General features: G+C 47.3%; 15 protein-coding genes. 7 read left to right on the plus strand and 8 right to left on the minus strand.

Going from position 1 to position 21,022, the window contains the following annotated elements:
• The first annotated feature begins 735 nt into the window (after positions 1–735).
• Entirely contained in the window at positions 736–1,899 is a 1,164-nt protein-coding gene (locus FW758_RS19370) for an MFS transporter (RefSeq protein ID WP_446446242.1), read from the plus strand.
• Positions 1,900–1,971: 72 nt separating this feature from the next.
• On the opposite strand, the gene FW758_RS19375 is transcribed toward FW758_RS19370, so the two are convergent.
• From FW758_RS19375 to FW758_RS19385, 3 genes are read right to left on the minus strand one after another with little or no spacing between them, the layout of a single operon-like run.
• Positions 1,972–3,591 carry a PepSY-associated TM helix domain-containing protein gene (locus FW758_RS19375; RefSeq protein WP_446446243.1) on the minus strand — a complete coding sequence of 540 codons (1,620 nt, stop codon included), beginning with the start codon at positions 3,589–3,591 and terminating at the stop codon, positions 1,972–1,974.
• 5 nt (positions 3,592–3,596) lie between these two features.
• A complete protein-coding gene (locus FW758_RS19380) occupies positions 3,597–3,887 on the minus strand; it encodes a hypothetical protein (RefSeq protein WP_446446244.1) in 291 nt (96 codons plus the stop codon).
• A gap of 3 nt (positions 3,888–3,890) precedes the next feature.
• A complete protein-coding gene (locus FW758_RS19385; RefSeq protein WP_106648299.1) occupies positions 3,891–4,145 on the minus strand; it encodes a hypothetical protein in 255 nt (84 codons plus the stop codon).
• A gap of 322 nt (positions 4,146–4,467) precedes the next feature.
• Between FW758_RS19385 and FW758_RS19390 the strand changes: the two genes are divergently transcribed.
• Positions 4,468–5,355: a prohibitin family protein gene (locus FW758_RS19390; RefSeq protein ID WP_006079914.1), complete on the plus strand. Its 888-nt coding sequence runs from the start codon at positions 4,468–4,470 to the stop codon at positions 5,353–5,355.
• A gap of 115 nt (positions 5,356–5,470) precedes the next feature.
• Here FW758_RS19390 and FW758_RS19395 read toward each other — a convergent pair whose 3' ends face one another.
• Positions 5,471–6,970 carry an SO_0444 family Cu/Zn efflux transporter gene (locus FW758_RS19395; protein WP_446446245.1) on the minus strand — a complete coding sequence of 500 codons (1,500 nt, stop codon included), beginning with the start codon at positions 6,968–6,970 and terminating at the stop codon, positions 5,471–5,473.
• A gap of 2 nt (positions 6,971–6,972) precedes the next feature.
• Positions 6,973–7,503, minus strand: coding sequence for a Zn(2+)-responsive transcriptional regulator (zntR, locus tag FW758_RS19400; RefSeq protein ID WP_115333766.1), 531 nt, complete (start codon positions 7,501–7,503; stop codon positions 6,973–6,975).
• A gap of 352 nt (positions 7,504–7,855) precedes the next feature.
• Here zntR and purH point away from each other — a divergent pair, with 352 nt between their 5' ends.
• From purH to FW758_RS19420, 4 genes are all read left to right on the plus strand, one after another.
• Positions 7,856–9,454: a bifunctional phosphoribosylaminoimidazolecarboxamide formyltransferase/IMP cyclohydrolase gene (purH, locus tag FW758_RS19405; protein ID WP_012090362.1), complete on the plus strand. Its 1,599-nt coding sequence runs from the start codon at positions 7,856–7,858 to the stop codon at positions 9,452–9,454.
• 130 nt (positions 9,455–9,584) lie between these two features.
• Complete coding sequence (purD, locus tag FW758_RS19410) at positions 9,585–10,883, plus strand: phosphoribosylamine--glycine ligase (protein ID WP_446446246.1); 1,299 nt, start codon at positions 9,585–9,587, stop codon at positions 10,881–10,883.
• Positions 10,884–11,060: 177 nt separating this feature from the next.
• A complete protein-coding gene (locus FW758_RS19415; RefSeq protein ID WP_446446247.1) occupies positions 11,061–14,294 on the plus strand; it encodes an ImpA family metalloprotease in 3,234 nt (1,077 codons plus the stop codon).
• A gap of 171 nt (positions 14,295–14,465) precedes the next feature.
• Entirely contained in the window at positions 14,466–14,693 is a 228-nt protein-coding gene (locus tag FW758_RS19420) for a hypothetical protein (protein ID WP_006079908.1), read from the plus strand.
• A gap of 18 nt (positions 14,694–14,711) precedes the next feature.
• On the opposite strand, the gene FW758_RS19425 is transcribed toward FW758_RS19420, so the two are convergent.
• The 3 genes from FW758_RS19425 to hemE form a co-directional block, all read right to left on the minus strand.
• Positions 14,712–15,515 (minus strand): SDR family oxidoreductase, encoded by an 804-nt coding sequence (locus FW758_RS19425; RefSeq protein ID WP_012090367.1) that lies wholly within the window; start codon positions 15,513–15,515, stop codon positions 14,712–14,714.
• Between the two features lie 75 nt (positions 15,516–15,590).
• Positions 15,591–18,170, minus strand: a complete 2,580-nt coding sequence (locus FW758_RS19430; protein WP_446446249.1) for a putative bifunctional diguanylate cyclase/phosphodiesterase — start codon at positions 18,168–18,170, stop codon at positions 15,591–15,593.
• A gap of 430 nt (positions 18,171–18,600) precedes the next feature.
• Positions 18,601–19,665: a uroporphyrinogen decarboxylase gene (gene hemE / locus FW758_RS19435; protein WP_446446248.1), complete on the minus strand. Its 1,065-nt coding sequence runs from the start codon at positions 19,663–19,665 to the stop codon at positions 18,601–18,603.
• 457 nt (positions 19,666–20,122) lie between these two features.
• Here hemE and FW758_RS19440 point away from each other — a divergent pair, with 457 nt between their 5' ends.
• Positions 20,123–20,602 (plus strand): Rsd/AlgQ family anti-sigma factor, encoded by a 480-nt coding sequence (locus FW758_RS19440; protein WP_006079903.1) that lies wholly within the window; start codon positions 20,123–20,125, stop codon positions 20,600–20,602.
• The last annotated feature ends 420 nt before the right edge of the window (positions 20,603–21,022 follow it).

Below are 21,022 nucleotides of genomic sequence, written 5' to 3' on the forward strand. Positions count from 1 at the left end.
AAAATCACGCAAAAGCTTGATAAAGCTGTAATTGAATAAGTGCTTAAAACTGTGACGTGGATCAGGTTTCACTTTAATACTAAGTGACAAACACTGAATTTAACCTTAAATAAAGTGGTTCACGCTAATTCAATCCTGTAACCACAGTTTTTGCCTATAAAACACCCATGAATGTATTTACCACTCTTTGCCCCCTCAAGGTGACTGCAACTTAAAGCGATAACGTAAACGAACATCCCAATGACAAAATTGCAGCTGGCATCAACTCAGTATTATATTTCACGAATAAATTTCATTTTTCGCATTTAATATGTTGGTTTACATACTTAAAAACTTAAATGGCATGGTGACGGAAAGAAGATTTAACCTTTTAAATTTATCTGATAATGCGAAAGGACATCTGATTAGCTTCCCTGTAGAATTTGTGCAGGCGCTTGCCACTTCACTCCAGCAAGTGCTCGATAACGTCTCCTAGTGGTTCCATCATTTATTTGATGCAAAACTGTGTAGAAATTAAAAATGTTTCAAACCATCAAAGCCGAAAACAACCCTAGAATCCTACTCAAATAAATAACATTTACAACTCAATATCCCTATGAATAATAAACACAAATATTATTCACCATCTCAGTCAATCTAACTCACTTTACCCCGCGAGCAATCCAACCTAGAGTCGCGCCCGTATTCTCGTCTCCTGTTCATTTTTTACCTATTTTGGTACCGCTTGTGGAAAATATGCTGTCAGCTCAACCCAATCAAAAGCCAGGGCTGTTTGTGCCTGTGGCAGGACTCAGTCTATTTGCTTTAGCGTCAGGCTACTTGATGAGTTTGATCCCACTCTCGCTCACTTACTTTAATCTAAGCCTTGATCTTGCACCTTGGCTGGCGAGTATTTTCTACCTCGGCTTATTACTAGGTGCACCTTGTATTGCACCGATTGTCAGCCGCATAGGTCACAGTAAGGCCTTTATTTTGTTCTTAAATATCTTACTCTGTAGCGTTGTGGTAATGGTATTACTGCCACAGAGCAGTGTTTGGCTAGTATCACGTCTGATTGCAGGCTTGGCTGTTGCAGGGATTTTTGTGGTGGTCGAGTCTTGGTTACTTATGGCCGACACCCAAAAACAACGGGCAAAACGTTTAGGCTTATATATGACCGCCCTCTACGGTGGCACTGCCATTGGGCAACTTGCCGTAGATTATTTAGGCACCACGGGTAATTTACCCTACTTGGTAGTAATAGGTTTGTTGGCAGTGGCCAGCTTACCCGCACTGTTAGTTAAACGCGGCCAACCGCAGTCCAGTGAACAACACGCTATTGCCCTTTCCGACCTTAAAACCTTAAGTAAACCTGCCATTGTTGGCTGTTTAGTCTCAGGATTATTACTTGGTCCCATCTACGGTTTATTGCCTGTGTATGTGTCGCAATACATGGGTTTTGCACAACAGACGGGGCAATTTATGGCGCTGATCATTATGGGCGGCATGATAGTTCAACCCTTAGTGAGCTATTTATCCCCGCGTGTTGAAAAGAGTGTGTTGATGACCGCTTTTTGCTTAGTGGGTGCGGCGGCGTTGTTATTACTGATACAAACATCGCTTGTGGGATTATGGTTAGGTTTTGTGTTACTCGGTGCCTGCGCCTTTGCTCTCTATCCCATCGCCATCAGTCTGGCGTGCGATCATTTACCCAGCAGCCAAATCGTCTCCGCCACTCAGATTATGTTGCTCAGTTATTCCGTAGGTTCGGTTATTGGTCCGGTTGCCGCCAGTCGTTTTGATGATGTAGAACATGGCTTACCGCTCTACTTAGCAGCAAGCTTTTTAGTCACGGTTTGCTATCTAAGTGCGCACTTACTGGCCCGAAGCAAAGCCCGCCTACCCACAGCGAAGGCTTAGTCCAGAGCCGTTAATGCTAAGTCTCTACACCCTGTGAATAACAATGGGCGCCGATAACGGCGCCCATTGTTATTATGATGTTTGCTGGGTTAATTCTGCCACAGGCACTGTGGCGGGAATGGCCCAGACACTGTCCTGCGGCCCATTAAGCACCCGATGGCGAGTCAGCCTGTAACCATAAAAGAACACTCCACTAAAGGCTAACGCCACCAGATCGACGCCTAACGTTGCCGCAGAATAAGGCGCCCATAAACCTAAACTTGGCACGATTAACGCAACTAAAGACGTGATTGGCATCGCCAATGTAGCCAAGCCGCACAAAGGCAAAATCAGCAGCGCCGCCTTAGCAGCACCACGCCAAAAGGCGTAAACCACCAGCAAGCCAAACACCAGATAATACAGCCACAAATAGACGTGGTTAATATTGCTCACATGCACATATAACCATTTACCCAACAACATACTTATCGTTAAGGCGGCAACCGAGCCTAAGCAAATCCCCACCGTGGCGCTCGCCATTAATCGGCAAGCACGGGTTTGCTCGCTCGCCTGCTTTTTACGGCGTTTTTCCAGCCACAGCAAGTTGCCACTGTAAAATAAAAAAGCACCGCTCAAGCCTAAGAAGAAATACACCCAGCGCCCGAGATCGCCCCCATAACTACCAAAGTGTAATCCAAAGAATACCGCAACGGTTCTGGCCCAAATCCCCTTGTCGCTTTGGTCAATCGTGCTATTGGTCACCTTAAGACTATAAGGATGCAGGTATAAGAAATCGGTAACGGGTCCACGCATAAAACCATTGGGGTTATATAACCCCAAGCGCAGGGTCGCACGGGGATTATTCAAGTTCATAAAGGTCATTTCATTCACTTGATAATCGGGGGCGATTTGCTGCACCTTGGCTAACACAGTGGTGACCTTTGGCAAATCGGCTAGTGTATAGGGCGTTTTGTCCGGTGCCGATTGAGCAAATAATGGTTTTTCACCATAAACCATATGCTTAAGCCCATCGTAAAGCTGATCATGGAAAGCAAACACAATCACAGTTACACATATCACTAGATGAAATGGCAGGCTGGTAATGCCCACTAAATTATGGGCATCGAGCCAGAAACGACTCTCACCTTTATCTTTACGCAGGGCGAAAAAGCTTTTGGTTAACGTTGGCAGTAAAAAAATCCCCCCAGAAACCAATGCCAAGAAGTATAAAACGGCGGCTATCCCCAACACATAGGCACCCGCTTGATCGTGACCGACTTCGCCAGCAATCCCCGCGGTGCGATGTAATTGGTCAATCAATTCAGCTAACTCACTGGGCGTACTTAGTTGGGTGACTAATTGCCCCTGCTCGTCAAGGCTGGCATGCCAAAGCTGGTGACTCATGCTGAGTTCACGTTCGGAGCCCTGCTGATACCAAGTCATCGGCGATTGATGCTCATCATTTAAGTGCAAACTAAAACCGGTTTTGGCCTTATCATCCTGCGCTAACACTTGCGCGACTAAGTCATCCAGTTTCTCAGCGGGCACTTGAGGCAAGGTCAGGGCTGGCGGCATTGACCAAGCGTCAATCGCCCCCTTAAACATAGTGAGCGAGCCGGCATAAAAGCCGATAAACAATACGATTCCGGCGATAATACCAGTCCAAATATGGATAGACTGATACACACGTAACACATCACTGCGAACTTTCATCCTTGTCACCTAAAGATATATAACACTATATAAGTCAAAACGTTAAACAAGCCCAAGTAGCCAATTGCCCTGAGTCCGGTTTTAAACATAAAGCTAAAACTTAAGATCAATAACCAGATAGGCGTAATCAGCCACATGTTGAACTGCACTTTAGTATCGGCATCGATGCCGCCTGGGCCAAACCAGGCAAATAACCCCACCAATCCAAGTGCTAAAGTAAATCCTAAAATCAATCCAGCCAGTGACTTAGTCCACCAATCGGGTTGCAATTTATCCTGTTCAGCTAAACGTACCATGAGTTATTTCCGACCGAAAAGTGAGATAAAAGGCACTAACCCCATCAATAACATCAACAGGGCTAACCAAATAAAAATTGCGGCGCTAAGGGTAAAGAGGCTAAGCCAACCGATAAGACTGACAAAGGCAACACCGTAAGCGAGTAAACGCCAAGGCCGCTTAGGAAGGGAGCTTGCAAATAGTTTTTGCTGCTTATTCGTTAAATAAAATAACAAGCAGGCCAGAAGCGTCGACAACAGGAATATAAGTTGCAACACGGGATGTTATCCTCTCACTACAAAGCGTTAGCATTCGAGTCCATTTGCCTATGCTTGCTGTACATCATGTAAAAAGATAAGCACATGAAAGCAATGGAAGAATTTTAATTTCGGGACTCTAGCCTTGGTGATAATAATTCGCAATAAGATTTACACTGTAAGGATGGTTTATGGTATTCAAATCACAAATAGGCAACACTTCTGCCTTGTCATTGCCAGTTGTTAACCATTAAGATACATTTCGTGTTAATAGTCTTGTCCCAAGATAAACAATCCGATTCACCCTCAAGCTCATTACTATGACATCAGCAAAGGAAGCTAAATGATTAAAAATGAACTCAATCTACCGAGCTCAATCGGCCTCAGCAAGATTATCCCCATCGTTATTCTGTTAATCCTCTTTATCTCTTTATTTGGCAGTTGGTATACGGTTGACCAAGGTGAACGTGGCGTACTGCTGCGCAACGGTAAAGTTATCGGAACTGCAGAACCTGGGCTGGGTTTTAAAATCCCACTGATAGACACTGTGGTGAAGATTTCAACCCAAACGCACACCACCAGTTATACCTCGCTGCAAGCCTATAGCCGCGATCAACAACCCGCGACACTTAACGCATCGGTGACGTTTAGCGTACCGCCAGACCGCGTCGAAGAAGTGTATGCTAACTTCAAAAGTATCGATGCCATGGTCACGCGCCTGCTCGACAGGCAAGTGCCGACTCAGGTTGAAAACATCTTCGGTAAATACACGGCGATTTCTGTGGTACAAGAGCGGATCAAATTCGGTATTGATGTGACCAGCGCGATCACTAACTCGATCAAAGGTCCGGTGGAAATCAACTCAGTGCAGATTGAGAATATCGACTTTTCCAACGCCTATGAAAAATCCGTCGAAGACAGAATGCGCGCCGAAGTCGAAGTGCAAACTCAACTGCAGAATCTAGAGAAAGAACGCGTCAGCGCGCAAATTGCCGTCACCCAAGCGCAAGCACAGGCCGACTCGCAATTAGCCCGCGCTAAGGCTGAAGCCGAAAGTATTCGTATCAAAGGTGATGCAGAAGCCTCTGCAATTAAGAGCCGCGCCGAAGCGCTGGCACAAAATCAAAACTTAGTTGAATTAACCAAAGCGGAAAAGTGGGACGGCAAACTACCGACGACCATGCTGCCGACAGGCACTCTGCCCTTTATCGATGTGAAAAAAGGCAACTAAGCTTAGGTTTAGCCCGAGCAAAAACATCAATCGAGAATAAAAAATCCCAGAGTTAGCCCTAACACTGGGATTTTTCGTTATTCGCTCGATAATTACTGAGCGGAATATGAGCCGATTAAGAACAGCAATCGTTGCGGCGGATCCAGCTTCTAGGGATCTTTTCAAACACCACTTTTGCCATGAGTAACGCCAGCACTATGCCAGAGGTTGCCACTAGCCACTGAGGTAACATTTGGTGCTGCTCACCAATCTGTGGCATCACCACAAAACCAAAGCTATCCACCAGATAATTGACTAATATGCCCGCGACTAAGGCCACGCCAATCACGCCGCCCAAGTATCCCCACAACGCACGTTTGCCTAACTCTTTAGCCACCACACCTAAGGTTGCAATATTAGTCGCAGGGCCCGCCATCATAAACACTAAAACGGCCCCCGGTGATACACCCGCCAGCAATAATCCGGCAGCAATCGGTGTCGATGCCGTCGCGCAGATATACATAGGCACAGAGACCAACACCATCACTAACATGGCTAAGATACCGTCGCCCCATTGCGCCAAAAAGTCTGCGGGAACATAGGTTTGTACCAGTGCTGCGAAGAATAAGCCCACCAGCAGCCACAAGGTAGTGTCACGCACTAAATCCGTTGCCGCATATTTAAGACCAATACCGACGCGGCTTAAGACGGATTGCGACTTTAACTCAGTCGCCATATCTTGAGTCGAGGCGCAGCAGCTATCCGCTTCACCTTGGGTTTGAGAACCATGGCCGTGAGCACTGTGATCATGTGTTCCAGACTCGGCTTTATTTGAAGTACCGCAACAGGCACCTTTTTTCACCACAAGGATTTTCTCAGGGGTGACAGATTCAGCTGTTTTACTAGCGCAGCAGGAAGCTGTTTTCTCAGCTTTCATCACGCCGACGTTCGCAACACTGCCGCCATGAGCCGTCATTAAGCTAGACGTTGCAGCCACAGGCGTCATTTTGATCGCACTCTTAGGCTCAGTCTTCTGCTCACTATGACTTTCAGTGCTGCAGCAGGATGCAGCCGCTTTAACAGGAGCTAAAGTTGACTCCTTAGCAGGTGAGCAACAGCTTTTAACCGGTTCATCTTTAACCGCTTGGGACTGAGCCGCCGATTTCGACGCGCAGCAAGCCGCCACAGGCGCTGCTTCGCTAGCTAACTTGGACTCTGATTTAGCGGCTGGTTTGCCATCGTCGTCATCGCGGCCAACGAGTAAGCCAGCCACAATCGCACTGGTAATCGCAGCAATCGGTCTGACGATCGCCATAAAGGGGCCGAGTAACACGTAAGAAACGGCGATTGAATCGACGCCTGTTTCTGGCGTCGACACTAAAAAGGAGGTGGTAGCCGCTTTAGAGGCACCAGCGCGGCGCAGTCCTACCGCGGCCGGAATAACGCCACAAGAACACAAAGGTAATGGTGCGCCGAGCATTGCCGCCTTCACTACGGTTTTAAAACCGTGACCGCCGAGCTGCTTTTGCATCCACACCATTGGCACGAATACCTTTAAAAGCCCAGCCAGAATCAGGCCTAATAACAACCAAGGTGCCGAATCTAAAAACAGATCAATAAAATTCTTCAGTAACATAATTAATTCCCTGACTCATCATGGATTGTTTTGCCGTGAGTATGCTGGTGCGACTCATTTTGATGTGCTTTGTGCTGATGCGTTTCGTGCTGATTTCCATCGTGAGAATGATGCTCAACGCGTACCCGCTCAGTACTGGATTCCAACGCCTCTAAAATCGAGCAATGTTCGGCGCTACGGGGTCCACCACAACAGGCATCGGACAGACTTTGTAAACTGGTTTGAAAATGATTCAGCTCGGCGATTTTGGCCTGCACTTGGGCCAATTTAATATCGACCATACCCTTCACATCGGCGCAGACGCGATTAGATTTATCAAGCTCAATTGAAAGCAATTCACTGATTTCATTGAGGGTAAAACCCACGGCCTTCGCCCGTAAGATAAAACGCAGTCGCGCGGCATCGGCCTCGGTATACACTCGATAGCCAGACTCGGTACGGCTCGACGGCGCGAGCAGACCGTGCTTCTCGTAGAATCTCAACGTGTCGGCTTTCACCTCACACAAATCCGCCAGTTCACCAATACGATACATGTCTTCATCCTTTGCGAAATCGCGCCCAACTCAGGGGGAGTTTCCAGCATACAACTCAATAATGCGAGTATAAACCTTGGAGCCTACTCCAAGGTCAAGGGGTAATTCATACTTTACATAAAGTCGGCCGAGTCACGTCACTTTGTTCTGATATGAATATTGTGAAATCACGCAGAAAAAACACCCGTAAATCGAGTTTTACGTTAGAATACGCGCGCCGTGATGAAGGGATAAAAAGTTAGCTAATAAAGTAAAAATAGGACCAAGGGACTTTTGGAAAGCGGTGCAGCGCTAAGGCTGTTCTGTTTTCCGAAAGATCCTTGAAACTAAAATAACTGGACCCTGTACCCAAATGACTGCTGCAAATAATGCCAGACCCATTCGTCGCGCGCTGTTAAGCGTTTCAGATAAAACCGGAATTCTCGAGTTCGCCAAAGCACTTCACGCCCAAGGTGTGGAGCTGTTATCAACTGGCGGCACCGCTCGCCTGTTAGCGGATAACGGCGTGCCTGTTATCGAAGTATCTGATTACACAGGACACCCTGAGATCATGGACGGTCGCGTTAAGACGCTGCACCCTAAAGTGCACGGCGGCATTTTGGCGCGCCGCGGTCTTGATGAAAGCGTGATGGCCGACAACAATATCAATGCCATCGATCTGGTTGCGGTTAACCTTTATCCTTTCGCTGAAACTGTGGCTAAAGCCGGTTGTACCTTAGAGGACGCTATCGAAAATATCGATATTGGCGGCCCAACTATGGTGCGCGCAGCGGCAAAAAACCACAAAGACGTCACCATAGTCGTTAATGCCGCCGATTACTCACGCGTACTGGCAGAAATGACGGCTAACAATGGCAGCACGACCCATGCGACGCGTTTCGACTTAGCGATTGCGGCCTTTGAGCACACCGCAGGTTACGATGGCATGATCGCCAACTACTTCGGTACTATGGTTCCTGCACACAGCACGGACGAATGCTTTGCTGACTCTAAGTTCCCACGCACGTTCAATACCCAATTAGTGAAGAAGCAAGACTTACGCTATGGCGAAAACAGCCATCAAGCGGCGGCTTTCTATGTCGACACGAAAATTGATGAAGCCTCTGTGGCGACGGCAATTCAGTTGCAAGGCAAAGCGTTGTCTTACAACAACATTGCCGATACCGACGCCGCTCTTGAGTGCGTAAAAGAATTCTTGGAACCCGCCTGCGTTATCGTTAAACACGCTAACCCATGTGGTGTGGCCTTAGGTAAAGACTTGCTCGATGCCTATAACCGCGCTTATCAAACTGACCCAACGTCAGCCTTCGGTGGCATTATTGCTTTCAACGGCGAATTAGATGCAGCGACGGCGAGTGCTATCGTTGAGCGTCAATTCGTTGAAGTGATTATCGCCCCAAGCGTCAGCCAAGCGGCACGCGATGTGGTGGCGAAAAAGACCAACGTGCGTTTATTGGAATGTGGTCAGTGGAACACTAAAACCCAAACCTTAGACTACAAACGCGTTAACGGCGGCTTGTTAGTGCAAGATCGCGACCAAGGCATGGTCGGCTTAGAAGACATCAAAGTGGTTTCTAAACGTCAACCAACTGCAAGCGAACTGAAAGACTTAATGTTCTGCTGGAAAGTGGCGAAATTTGTTAAATCTAACGCCATCGTTTATGCCAAAGACGGCATGACTATCGGTGTCGGCGCAGGCCAAATGAGCCGCGTTTACAGCGCTAAAATTGCTGGCATCAAGGCCGCCGATGAAGGCTTAGAAGTAGTGAACTCTGTGATGGCATCCGATGCTTTCTTCCCCTTCCGTGACGGTATCGATGCCGCTGCGGCTGCGGGCATTAGCTGCATCATCCAACCGGGTGGCTCAATGCGCGATGCTGAAATCATCGCCGCAGCAGACGAGCACGGCATGGCCATGGTGATGACGGGCATGCGCCACTTCCGTCACTAATCGCCACTAAGCAGCCAGCACTCAATCAGTACTGGCTGCTTTTTTGTTTTACCACTCTTTGTTTTACCGCACTCTGGTTTCGACCACAGTGTGCCTACACAGAACATAAAACTCTAAGGGATGACTTAACATGAAAGTATTAGTTATTGGTGGCGGCGGTCGCGAACATGCCCTAGCGTGGAAAGCTGCACAATCGGCTCAAGTTGAAACTGTCTATGTTGCGCCAGGCAATGCGGGCACAGCCCTAGAACCTAATGTTGAAAATCTGGCGATCAGCGCCACCGACATTCCTGCTCTGCTCGATTTTGCGAAAACCCATAAAATTGAACTGACCATAGTCGGCCCAGAAGCGCCATTAGTGATGGGCGTGGTTGATGCATTCAATGCCGCAGGTTTACCGATTTTTGGCCCAACTAAGGCGGCAGCTCAGCTCGAAGGTTCAAAAGCCTTCACTAAGGACTTTTTAGCCCGCCACAATATTCCAACTGCGGGTTACAAAAACTGCACTGAAATCAGCGACGCTAAAGCCTTCGTGCGTGAATTAACGGCCACAACAGGTTATCCAGTGGTCATCAAAGCTGACGGTTTGGCCGCAGGTAAAGGCGTGATTATCGCCCAAGACCAAGCTGAAGCCGATGCCGCGATTGATGACATGCTCGCTGGTAACAAGTTTGGCGATGCGGGTTCACGCGTGGTCATTGAAGAATTTCTTAAAGGCGAAGAAGCCAGCTTCATCGTAATGGTCGATGGCAAAAACATTCTGCCAATGGCGACCAGCCAAGATCATAAAGCCCGCGATAACGGCGACTATGGTCCAAACACGGGCGGCATGGGTGCTTACTCGCCTGCTCCTGTAGTAACTCAAGCGGTACACGATTGGACTGTGGCAAACGTGATTCGTCCAACGGTTGATGGCATGGCGGTAGAAGGCAATATCTACACAGGCTTTTTGTATGCTGGCTTGATGATATCACCCGATGGCAGTGCCAAAGTGCTCGAGTACAACTGCCGCTTCGGCGATCCAGAAACTCAGCCAATCATGATGCGGTTAAAGTCAGACTTAGTGGAACTGTGTTTAGCCGCCACCCGTGGCGAGTTAGATAAAGTGACAGCAGAATACGACGAGCGCGCAGCCGTGGGCGTAGTATTAGCCGCTGGCGGTTACCCAGATGAGTATCGCAAGTTTGATGTGATTGACGGTCTCAGCCTTGGTGATAACGACGGTAAAGTGTTCCATGCGGGCACTGAGATGAAAGACGGCCACGTAGTCACCAACGGCGGTCGCGTACTCTGCGCCACAGCACTGGGTAACACAGTGACCGAAGCGCAAAAAGCGGCCTATAAATTGGTTGATGAAATCCACTGGGATGATGTGTATTTCCGTACCGATATTGGCTACCGCGCGATTGCACGTGAACAGCAAGACTAATTGCTAGGCGCGTTAAAAAACCGGCCAGAAGCCGGTTTTTTTGTGCCTGAATTTTGACGAGCGTCAAATATAACATCATGATTTTCAATAAAATTACATAATTAATTCTATTGAAAATTGGAGCAGCAAGATACAATGTCAACCAAATGTTAAATACCTAACTATAAAGGACTCACAATGAGGATTAGACTGCTGTGCGCCTCCATCGCCATACTGCTTAGCGGATGCGGTGGTGGCTCAGAAGATGCTGGCACGACCACACCACCGACTCAGCCGCCAGTCCAACCTCCCGCGCCGGTGCAATACATTGCTAGTAGTGTGTCAGCAAATGGCGGAGCCTTAGATCCAAGCAGTCAAAAAGTGGAGTCGGGTAAAAGCGCTATTTTTAGCATTACTGCCGATATTGGCTTTGCACTCGAAGGCATTACTGGCTGTGGTGGCACGCTCAATGCGCTAACTTACACCACTGCGTCCATGACGGCGGATTGCACTGTCACGCCGACATTTATTGCTAACGCCGAAAATGCCATTAAGCATCAAGACCACAGGCTTGCCAGTGCGAGTGAGTTAATTGATTTCAGCATCGCCAAACTCGCTAGTATCGACATCAAACGTAAAGCCCAGATAAATCAGCTATATCAAGGTGTCGGTAGCAGCATCTCTTGGCACCCGACTCACGACTCAATTACCTTTTCGAGCTTTATGCCAGAGAACACTTTTACTGTTTTGCCATCGAATGTGGATGGCAGTGGCGCAAGCGCGGTTCGCGGGTTAGTGATGGCAGGCGAGCAACAAGGGCAAAGATATGCGGCCATGGGAGGAAATCTCTTTTCAGTCAACACTTCAGCTCAAACCGATACTTTGCTGAAAAATCTTTTAGGCTGGCTGACCAAAGGCGCCGATAAAACCGACGGCCTCAGCATAGTGACCACCCAAATGCCGAGCAAAGCCGACAGTTGGTACTTTCCCCATAACGAAGATATTCGCACTTGGCTTGCAAACAACTACCCCGCAGCCCATAGCATTAATGCGGCAAATACCTGTGACTACAGTGAGTTAAGCAACTGTATCGACACACTCAAGCCCGATGTGATAGTGATTAGTGACATAGACCGTCAGTCCCTCGGTTTTGCAGGCATTAAAGCTGCTATCGCTAAGGCCAAAGCGGCGGACATTCCCTTGCTGCTCTCAAACTACTGGCGCAATCAAAGCCCAATGCTATCGCCGCTTTACCTTGAAATGGGGCTTTCAACCTCAGGTAATTATTGGTCAAAGCTCAATGCCAGCGACCTCAGTGTGACTGATGTATTGGCTGAAGATACTGCCCTGACCAAGGTAAATAATTTGCTCGGCAAGCTCAATGAAGCAAGCTTCGATACCTCAGTGCTTAACGACTGTACAGGCAATTATCTCAACTGTAATGCTGCCGCCTTTGTTGACTCGTTCAAAGCCGGCGCAGATTGGTATCGCAGCAATGCCGAAACCTTAGATACCCATGCTATCGATGTGTTTACCAAAACAGACTTCCCTTTGATGAAGGCCGGACTGTTACTCGCCGATAAGTATCGCAGCGAGATTGATTACCCTATAGCCTACAGCGAGCACGCACAATGGCAGCAAGCCCTGTTTGCCGATTGGACCGTCAGCTATGCCCGTACCCATAACTTAGCCCAGCCAGATTTAGGTGAATATGTTACCGACAGAGCTAACCTCAGCAAGGGCAGCAATGCGCACTACGCTTATCCTGCGACTGTCACTGAACGTAAAACCATTAGCGTGCCCTATGCAGGCCAATGGACGACCACGGGCTGGTATGCACTGCCAGGACAAACCATTAAGCTGACTCGTCTCGATAGCAGCGCTGCAAATGTGGAGATCAAACTCAACTACCACAGACGTAACACTAACCGCGCCTATGAGCAGAAAGTCTATCGCGGCCCCTTGGAGCTGACGCAGCAACGCCTGCGCTTAGCGCAAGGGAAAAGTATTGAGTTTTCCTCCCCCTACGGCGGGCCGATTTATCTATACATCAATGGTGATGCTTCGAGTGTTGATGGCGCGTTAAGTGTTGATGTCAACGCTGAGCATGTCGCTAAATATCCGACCATTATGAATTTCTCCAATCCAGCTGAAATCGCGGCCTTTAACGAACGCATTCAGAATACCGAATTACCCCATGTGGACTTGCGCACCGATGGTGCAGAGCAGCATCTACGTCGCGACCGCTTCTTAAACGCCATCGGCGGCAATGTGCCCGATGTCAACGCGCTACTCAAAAGTATTGTCGATGACCATATAAACAGCGTTTACACCTTAGCTGGCCTTAAAATTCAAGGTAAGAGTCTAAGTGAATCCTTACCCGCCGATGTGCTGGCGGCCTGCAAAGGACTGTTTGGCGACGACTGTATCGACAATAGTCTGCATACCCGCACTATTATTCAACACGCCAATTATGACCAAAATGCCCAGTGCGGAGCCGGTTGTAGTGGTAATCCTTGGGATGCGGCATGGAATATCGACCCAACGGGCTGGGGTGATAACCATGAGTTAGGCCATAATCTGCAAACGAACCGCCTCAATGTGCAATATGCCGCGGCAAACAATAGTGACAACTGGGCAGGTTATAGTAGTCGCGCTGGCGAAAACTCCAACAATATCTTCCCTTATGTAGTGAAGTGGAAAACCCATTATCTGCGCGATGGCAATACAGGCACAGTGATCGATGGTCACATGAACCACAAAGACCTCTTTTATGTGTTTATGTCCGATGCCGCGGGTACAACTGACACTAGTGGTAAACGCGTAGTGTTTGGCGCCAATTGTAAGGTACTCGATGCTGGTGAAGACAGATACACTGCGCCTTGGGCCAGCAATACTTATGCTGTCCATAACGGTTATCGCATGGCGTTTTACATCCAAATGGCGCTTAAGGCTCACGGCATGACGCTGAGCGATGGCACCATGCTGAACAATGGCTTTAATCTCTTTACCTTGCTGTATCAACACAGTCGTATTTTCGGCAAATATGCCAATAACGCCAGTGATTGGGAAGCGAACCGCAGCAAACTGGGCTTTAGCCAATTTCCGTTTGACGGCAATAGTGTCTACGGCGGAAAAACCGTGAAAGATATCCCCGGCAACGACTTTATGCTGGTGTCTTTGAGTCAGCTCACAGGCAAAGATTGGCGTAGCCACTTTGATATGTTGGGTCTGCGCTACTCAAGCCTTGCAGCCGTGCAAACGGTCGCTAATGCGATCTCGGGTACTATGCCCATGGGCATGTATGAGCTAGAAACCGACTTGCCGCCAGCGAACATGAGCCAAGGTTTAACCTTTGTGCCACTGTCACTCACTGATGGCACAACACAGTGGAAAGGCGTGGGTTCGCCAACCCAGTGCACTAAACCATAAGTGCACTAAGCCTTAATCGCGCTAAGATACTAACGCAACTGATAAACCTCGCTCTGGCGGGGTTTATTTTTACCCGAAAAATGTGACCTAAAGCACATACCTAGGCTCAGATGACGTGCACCATTTAACTTCTTATATTTTTAACAATCATGAAATTAATGAGGTAAATATATGGGTTATTCGATAAAAGATCTTATTTATCAAGGCGAAAAATCAGGTGTGCACAACTGGGGAACGCTAGAAGGGAAGAGTTTTTACTGGCATCCAGATTGGTTTCATATTGCAGAGGATATGACAGGTCATATGGCCACTGCCACTATCGACAAACAAGGGGAAAAAGCAACGCAAAGCGAGGCTGAACAGTCAATCATTAAGCATCTCAATAAGAGTGGTAAATAGCTTGTAGTGGCAAAGATTTTAATGCCCGGAGGCGATCGCCCTGCGGGCAATTTTGTCGATTAAACCTGGTGCGATCAGCTTAAGCCAACGCCCCAAACGACCGCGAAGTGAAGTGATAAATTGTCGGCCTCGAGTCGCAATCACAGGTAACATCATATTGGCGCATTGCTCGGCCGTCAGTATCTTAGCTTCTTGCATCGGTGACTTGCCTAAAGGATTACCCGCGCCATCAAGGGCGCGTTTGTGAATTTGTGACACCACAAAATCAGGGCAAATTACCGTCACTGCCACATTATCGTCCGCGAGCTCAATCCGCAGTGAATCGAAAAAGCCAATCACGGCATGTTTAGATGCAGCATAACCGCTACGAGTGGGTACGCCCGTTAATCCAGCGACTGAGGCCACAACGACCACTTGGCCCTTACTGGCCTTTAAATGGGGTAAAGCGGCATGGGTCAAATACGCAGGTCCAAGATAATTCACCCGCATAATGTCTTCGAGTACAGACAGTTGAGTAAGCTCATCGAACCGTGACCACATGGTCATGCCGGCATTATTAATTAAAATATCGAGATGTCCGTAATGCGCGACCGTGGCTTCAATCAAGGCTTCGCACTGTTCAGCACGAGAAACATCGGCAGCGAATACAAAGGGAGGTAAACCATAATTAGCGATTTCTAAGGCGAGTGAGGCGAGACGTGTTTCATTGCGCGCACTGATCACAAGCTGGCAGCCCATTCGCGCCATTGCCACAGCGAGTGCCCGACCAATACCTTCTGAGGCACCAGTGATGATCACGACCTTACCAGTGAGTCCATCCATAGTCATTCCTTTGTTATCGCTATGTTAATTACGCCTTTGGCTAAATTGTCATAATCACGCTAAAAGCGCAATCCTTCACGCACGTTGTGCAAGCCTCATCTCATATTGTTCACGATAATTAGCTAAGGGTTGTGGGCGCCCTATTGCATAACCTTGCGCGTAGTTAATGCCGATGCTCAATAATCTGTCGATAATATCCTGATTTTCAACAAATTCAGCAACAGTCTCGATCCCCATAACCCGACAAACATCCTGAATCGATTTAACGATGGCGTAATCTTTAGCGTTCACGGCAAGATTCTTGATAAAACAGCCATCGATTTTGACATAATCGACAGGTAATTCACGCAGATAGCCGTAAGAGGCGAAACCACTACCAAAATCATCCAAAGCAAACGAGAAACCGAGCTTACGTAACTGCTTCAACATTTCCATACCACGATTGCGATTTTGGATCGCGGTGGTTTCAGTAATTTCAAAACAAATACATTGACTTGGAATATCAAAAATATGCTGCTGCTGGGCGATATATTCCACCATACCTTCGGCGCCTAAACTATTGCCCGAAAGGTTGATCGAAATACAGTGTTCAGGCCAAAGCACCGGGTGCAAAGATAACCATAAAAAGGCTTTGCGGATCACTTCTTTATCTATGTCAGGCATCAGCTTAAAGCGTTCAGCCGCGGCAATAAACTGCGCAGGCGCCAAAATACGGCCACAGGGTTCTTGAATTCGCAGCAGGATTTCCATGCGTTGTCGCTGCGGACCACTGCCTAACCCACGGATCGGTTGGTAATACAGAATTAGCTCGTTTTCTTCAATCGCCTGCGCGATACGTACCGCCCACTTAGGCGCGTTTCTTTGGTAAGTGAGCTCTTTATCTTTATCATCGTAAAAATGAATTTGATTGGCGCCCTTAGCTTTAGCGGCAATGCAGGCAATATCCGCGTCTTTCAATAATTCTTGTGCATCAATATAGGGCGCACGACCAAAGGCGACACCTATGCTGAGGCCGACTTTATAGTTACAGTTTTTGTCATTCAGCACTTGCAGCGAGACTTGTGCGATCATTTGCTTCAGTAATTGCGCCACAGATAAAGCACTGCGATTACAAATCACTAAACCAAACTCATCGCCACCAAGGCGCGCCAATAGCTCCTGTGGCCCAAGACAAGCCTGCATAGCCTTAGCTACCATAGCGAGCATACGATCGCCTGCAGTATGGCCACAGCTGTCGTTAATCAACTTGAATTGCTCTAAATCGAGATAACAAACGGCGATGGTTTTAGCTGAGGCAGCAAATTGAAGGAGCTGTTCATCAAACGCCTGACGATTTAGCAGCCCAGTAATGCTGTCGAAATTGGCTCTTTTTTGAAGTTGGCGCTTAAGTAACTCTTCTTGAGTGATATCCCGCAATACCACGACAGTGCCGACAATGACCTTATCGTGATTGCGCAAATTACTAATGCTGCGTTCCATAATCCGCGGCGTAGCGGTCAATAACTTGATTTTCTCGACCTGTGGTGATGACTCGCCAAGACGAATACAAGTGAAGACCGCCTGATTCAACTGTTCGCCAGCCTTTAACAGGCTCGCAAGGCTCTGATCTATGGCATAACAACTGGCGACATCCAGAAGCGACTCGGCCCGCGGATTCATATAAATCACTTTGGCATCGACGTCGGTTAAAATCACCGCCTCTGCAATAGATTCTAAGGTGATTTTCGCGCGCTCTTTCTGCTGATAAATTCTGGCCAGCAAGCTATTAACGCGGCTGGCAAGCACTTCTAATTCCTCATTACCCTCACTGGTGACAGGTTGATAGACACTGGACATAGGATCGACCAGCGCCAATTGCCGCATCAAGTTTTTAAAGGGTTTGAGTAAACCTGAGCGCAGCCAAATATAGCCAAGGCCAACAATAAATACGCCAAAAAGAATAAACCCGAGCGATACCCAATCGAGCTTAAATTTCACCTCTTGGAACGGACCCTCGGAGAACTGCACTTGCAGGTAAACAGGTTTGTCTTTTAACAGGCTGGGGATTTCAATGGTGTCACTATGAACGCCCTCAACACTTGCCGTGACAGCGTTAGAGTGACTCATAGTCACTTTAGTCACCAATAAGGCCTGCGCATACTCTAGTAAGTCATTATTAGTCAACTGGCGCACTAGCAGCACAGACTCATTAGGCGCAGAAGCCACGGCGGTGATGACATAAGTCTGCTCACCAATCAAATAAGCGCCTGCCACACTGGGTTTATTAGCATTGATGATAGCGCTGGCGATTTCCTGCAGCTTATCAGAGGAAAAAGGATGTGCATTGGGGAAAAAAGTGTGCAGCTCGCCTTGGCGTAAAATATACCAACTGAGGTTGGCCGACATAGAACTATCGTGCCACGAGGATTCTAGTTTCTTAAGTTGCTCTTCGTCTAACTGAGACAAAGGTAAGGCGTAGATATTCGTGAGAAAGGTTAAGCGGTCGACATCAATGTGAAACTGCTGCTGGATATTAGCAAGCTCACGGTTAGCGCTGTCTTGGCGCAATAGCTCGACGCGATGGTCATACCAACAACCCAGACAATAGGAGACAACTACCACCGCAGGGAGACAAAAGCCCGCAATAAATACCAATATTTTCTTGCCAATGTGCATCTCATACCACGGCTTATTATGACTAAATCGATCGACGGCTTCGCATAATCCTTCACTGCGCCATGCAACATATCTCATTTGCGAATAGTATTAAACATCACTTAGCTTTAGTCGTTGCTAAAGTAGACATTATTATGCAATTAAATCAACTTAAGCGCTTTGATTTAACACATTAAATTGATTAATAAACACTGACGACATTTATTTTATCCAGACCCTATACGATAAATCAGGTGTAACAAGAGAGTACTGAAGTTGTTTTTTTAACGTAATACTCATTAAGCTTGCCGACGAGATAAACCACCGCATACGCTAATCCATAAAGGCAAATCCATAAAGATAGCTGCGCGAGAAATTTTCAATTTTATCAACTCTAAATGTCAGAAATAAAACTGGCCCGCAAGCGGGCCAGTTTTCGCAAATCTGAAAATTACTTATGGTATTGCTTTGATTGTGCGTGAACCGCCTTAATAAAGGCGCCAGCATGCTCAGGATCGACATGCTGATGGATACCATGGCCTAAGTTAAATACATGACCAGTACCTTCACCATAACCTGCTAGGATATGGCGCACTTCTTCTTCGATGCGTGGAATAGGGGCATACAACATTGAAGGGTCCATGTTGCCTTGCAGGGCCACTTTATGGCCTACACGGCGACGGGCATCGGCAATGTCTACCGTCCAATCTAAACCGAGCGCATCACAACCTGTTTCTGCCATGGCTTCTAACCATAAACCGCCGCCTTTAGTGAACAGCGTCACTGGCACTTTACGGCCATCGGCAAAGCGTGTCAGACCATCAATAATCTTCTGCATGTAATGTAAAGAGAACTCACGATAAGCTGAGTGCGATAACGCACCGCCCCATGAGTCAAAAATCATCAAAGATTGTGCGCCGTTGGCGACTTGGGCATTCAGGTATAAGATCACTGAATCAGCTAGCTTGTCTAACAGCATGTGTAATGCCATTGGCTCAGCGTAAGCCATCTTTTTAATTTTTTCGAAAGTTTTGCTCGAGCCACCTTCAACCATATAAGTGGCTAAGGTCCATGGCGAGCCAGAAAAGCCAATTAACGGCACTGCGCCATTAAGCTCACGGCGAATAGTGCTCACGGCTTTCATCACATAGCCAAGCTCATCTTCTGGATCTGGGATTGATAGCTTTTTAATTGCATCGATAGTGTCTGTAGGGCGCTCGAAACGTGGGCCTTCACCCGCCTCAAAATACAAACCTAAACCCATAGCATCAGGCACAGTTAAAATATCGGAAAACAGAATCGCCGCATCAAGATCATATCGGCGTAGAGGTTGCAGCGTGACTTCACAGGCAAGCTCGTGGTTTTTACACAAAGACATAAAGTCACCCGCTTGTGCGCGCGTAGCTTTATATTCAGGAAGATAACGGCCAGCTTGACGCATCATCCACACAGGGGTCACATCGACTGGCTCTTTTAGTAGGGCGCGTAAATAACGATCATTCTTTAATTCTGCCATTGGGCTTGGTTCCTAGTCTTATTGAGATCCGCTGGGTCGGTAGTTTAGCATTTACGCGAATAATGTAACCTTTATGTGCTAATTTATGTGAGCTATTCCCCATCGCTGGCGTCGATTTGACCACATAAACCGGAAAATGTTATCCAGATAACATACTGCTCATTTATTCGTAACGAAGTCACACTCAGACAGAAAAAAGTTGCGTCGGTTCCCAGCCTTTGGTATAAAAAGTCTGCGCTAGCAAGAACAATCAAGAAGCTCGTCGCATCGAGCCTGCTATAAACTTTACTCGCCCAACGATAGGTTTCTATCGTTGGGCTTTTTATTTGCATTTTTTGATGCAAAACAGCTGGTTTGTCCATTTCGTCATTCACGCAAATTCGCATGAAAAGAGTTGATCGATTAGCGACTTGTCCCTACATTAGAGTTATGTGCTGGCACTTAAATGGAATGCATCATGCTGAGAGAACTCGAAAAAGCAGAACAGAAGTGGGGCGGTTCAAATAAGCTTATTGATCAATGGCTAAAAAACCGTCGAAAACTGTTAGTGCATTACTGCCAAATTGCCGGACTTCCGCCTTACGGTAAATCAGAAAAATCGCTGCCCTCGTTCGAACACGTTAAATCTTTCTGTGACTTATTAGTCGACTATGTCTCAGAAGGACATTTCGAAGTCTATGACAGAGTCGTTAATGCCTGTAGTGAGTATGGCGAATCGAGCAAAACGCTCGCGCAACAAGTATTGCCAAAGATCACCCCAACCACGAATGCGGCATTAGACTTCAACGATAAATATGCCGAAACCCAAGACGATCTCGTGCTATATCAACTCGATAAAGATTTATCTGAGCTTGCCCATAACATGGAAACTCGCTTCGAACTCGAAGATGAACTACTCGAAGTACTCCACCGTAAGCATTCAGAACACACCCAGTAAGCCTCAATCAATTTAAGCGCACTTTGTTGTGTTCGGTGCGCTTATCTTGACCAATCCAACGACTACCGAAATATATAGGCTCACTAACAAGTAATGGCTCATTAGAAACGTCGGTTAAAACCTATCTCTAGCAACTGCAACTAAATATGAAATGCTCTTTACGCACCTCACCCATCAAAGAGATACACTTTAACGCCTCAGTTAAGTGTTAACTAACCTAGCCAGTGAACGCCAAGAGCAGTCTGTAATAACTTTATGAGCGGCACACACGGATTCGCGCAAACGTATGCGCATTTCTTTGATTTAACTAAGGCAGCGATGTTGGGATTATGCATGTTCTTCATGATTATAACGTGATAATCAATTAGACATATAATTAATGTAAATGGTATTAGGCTGATTTTTACAAACCTCAGACGC

The organism is Shewanella sp. 1180_01 (assembly GCF_052850535.1).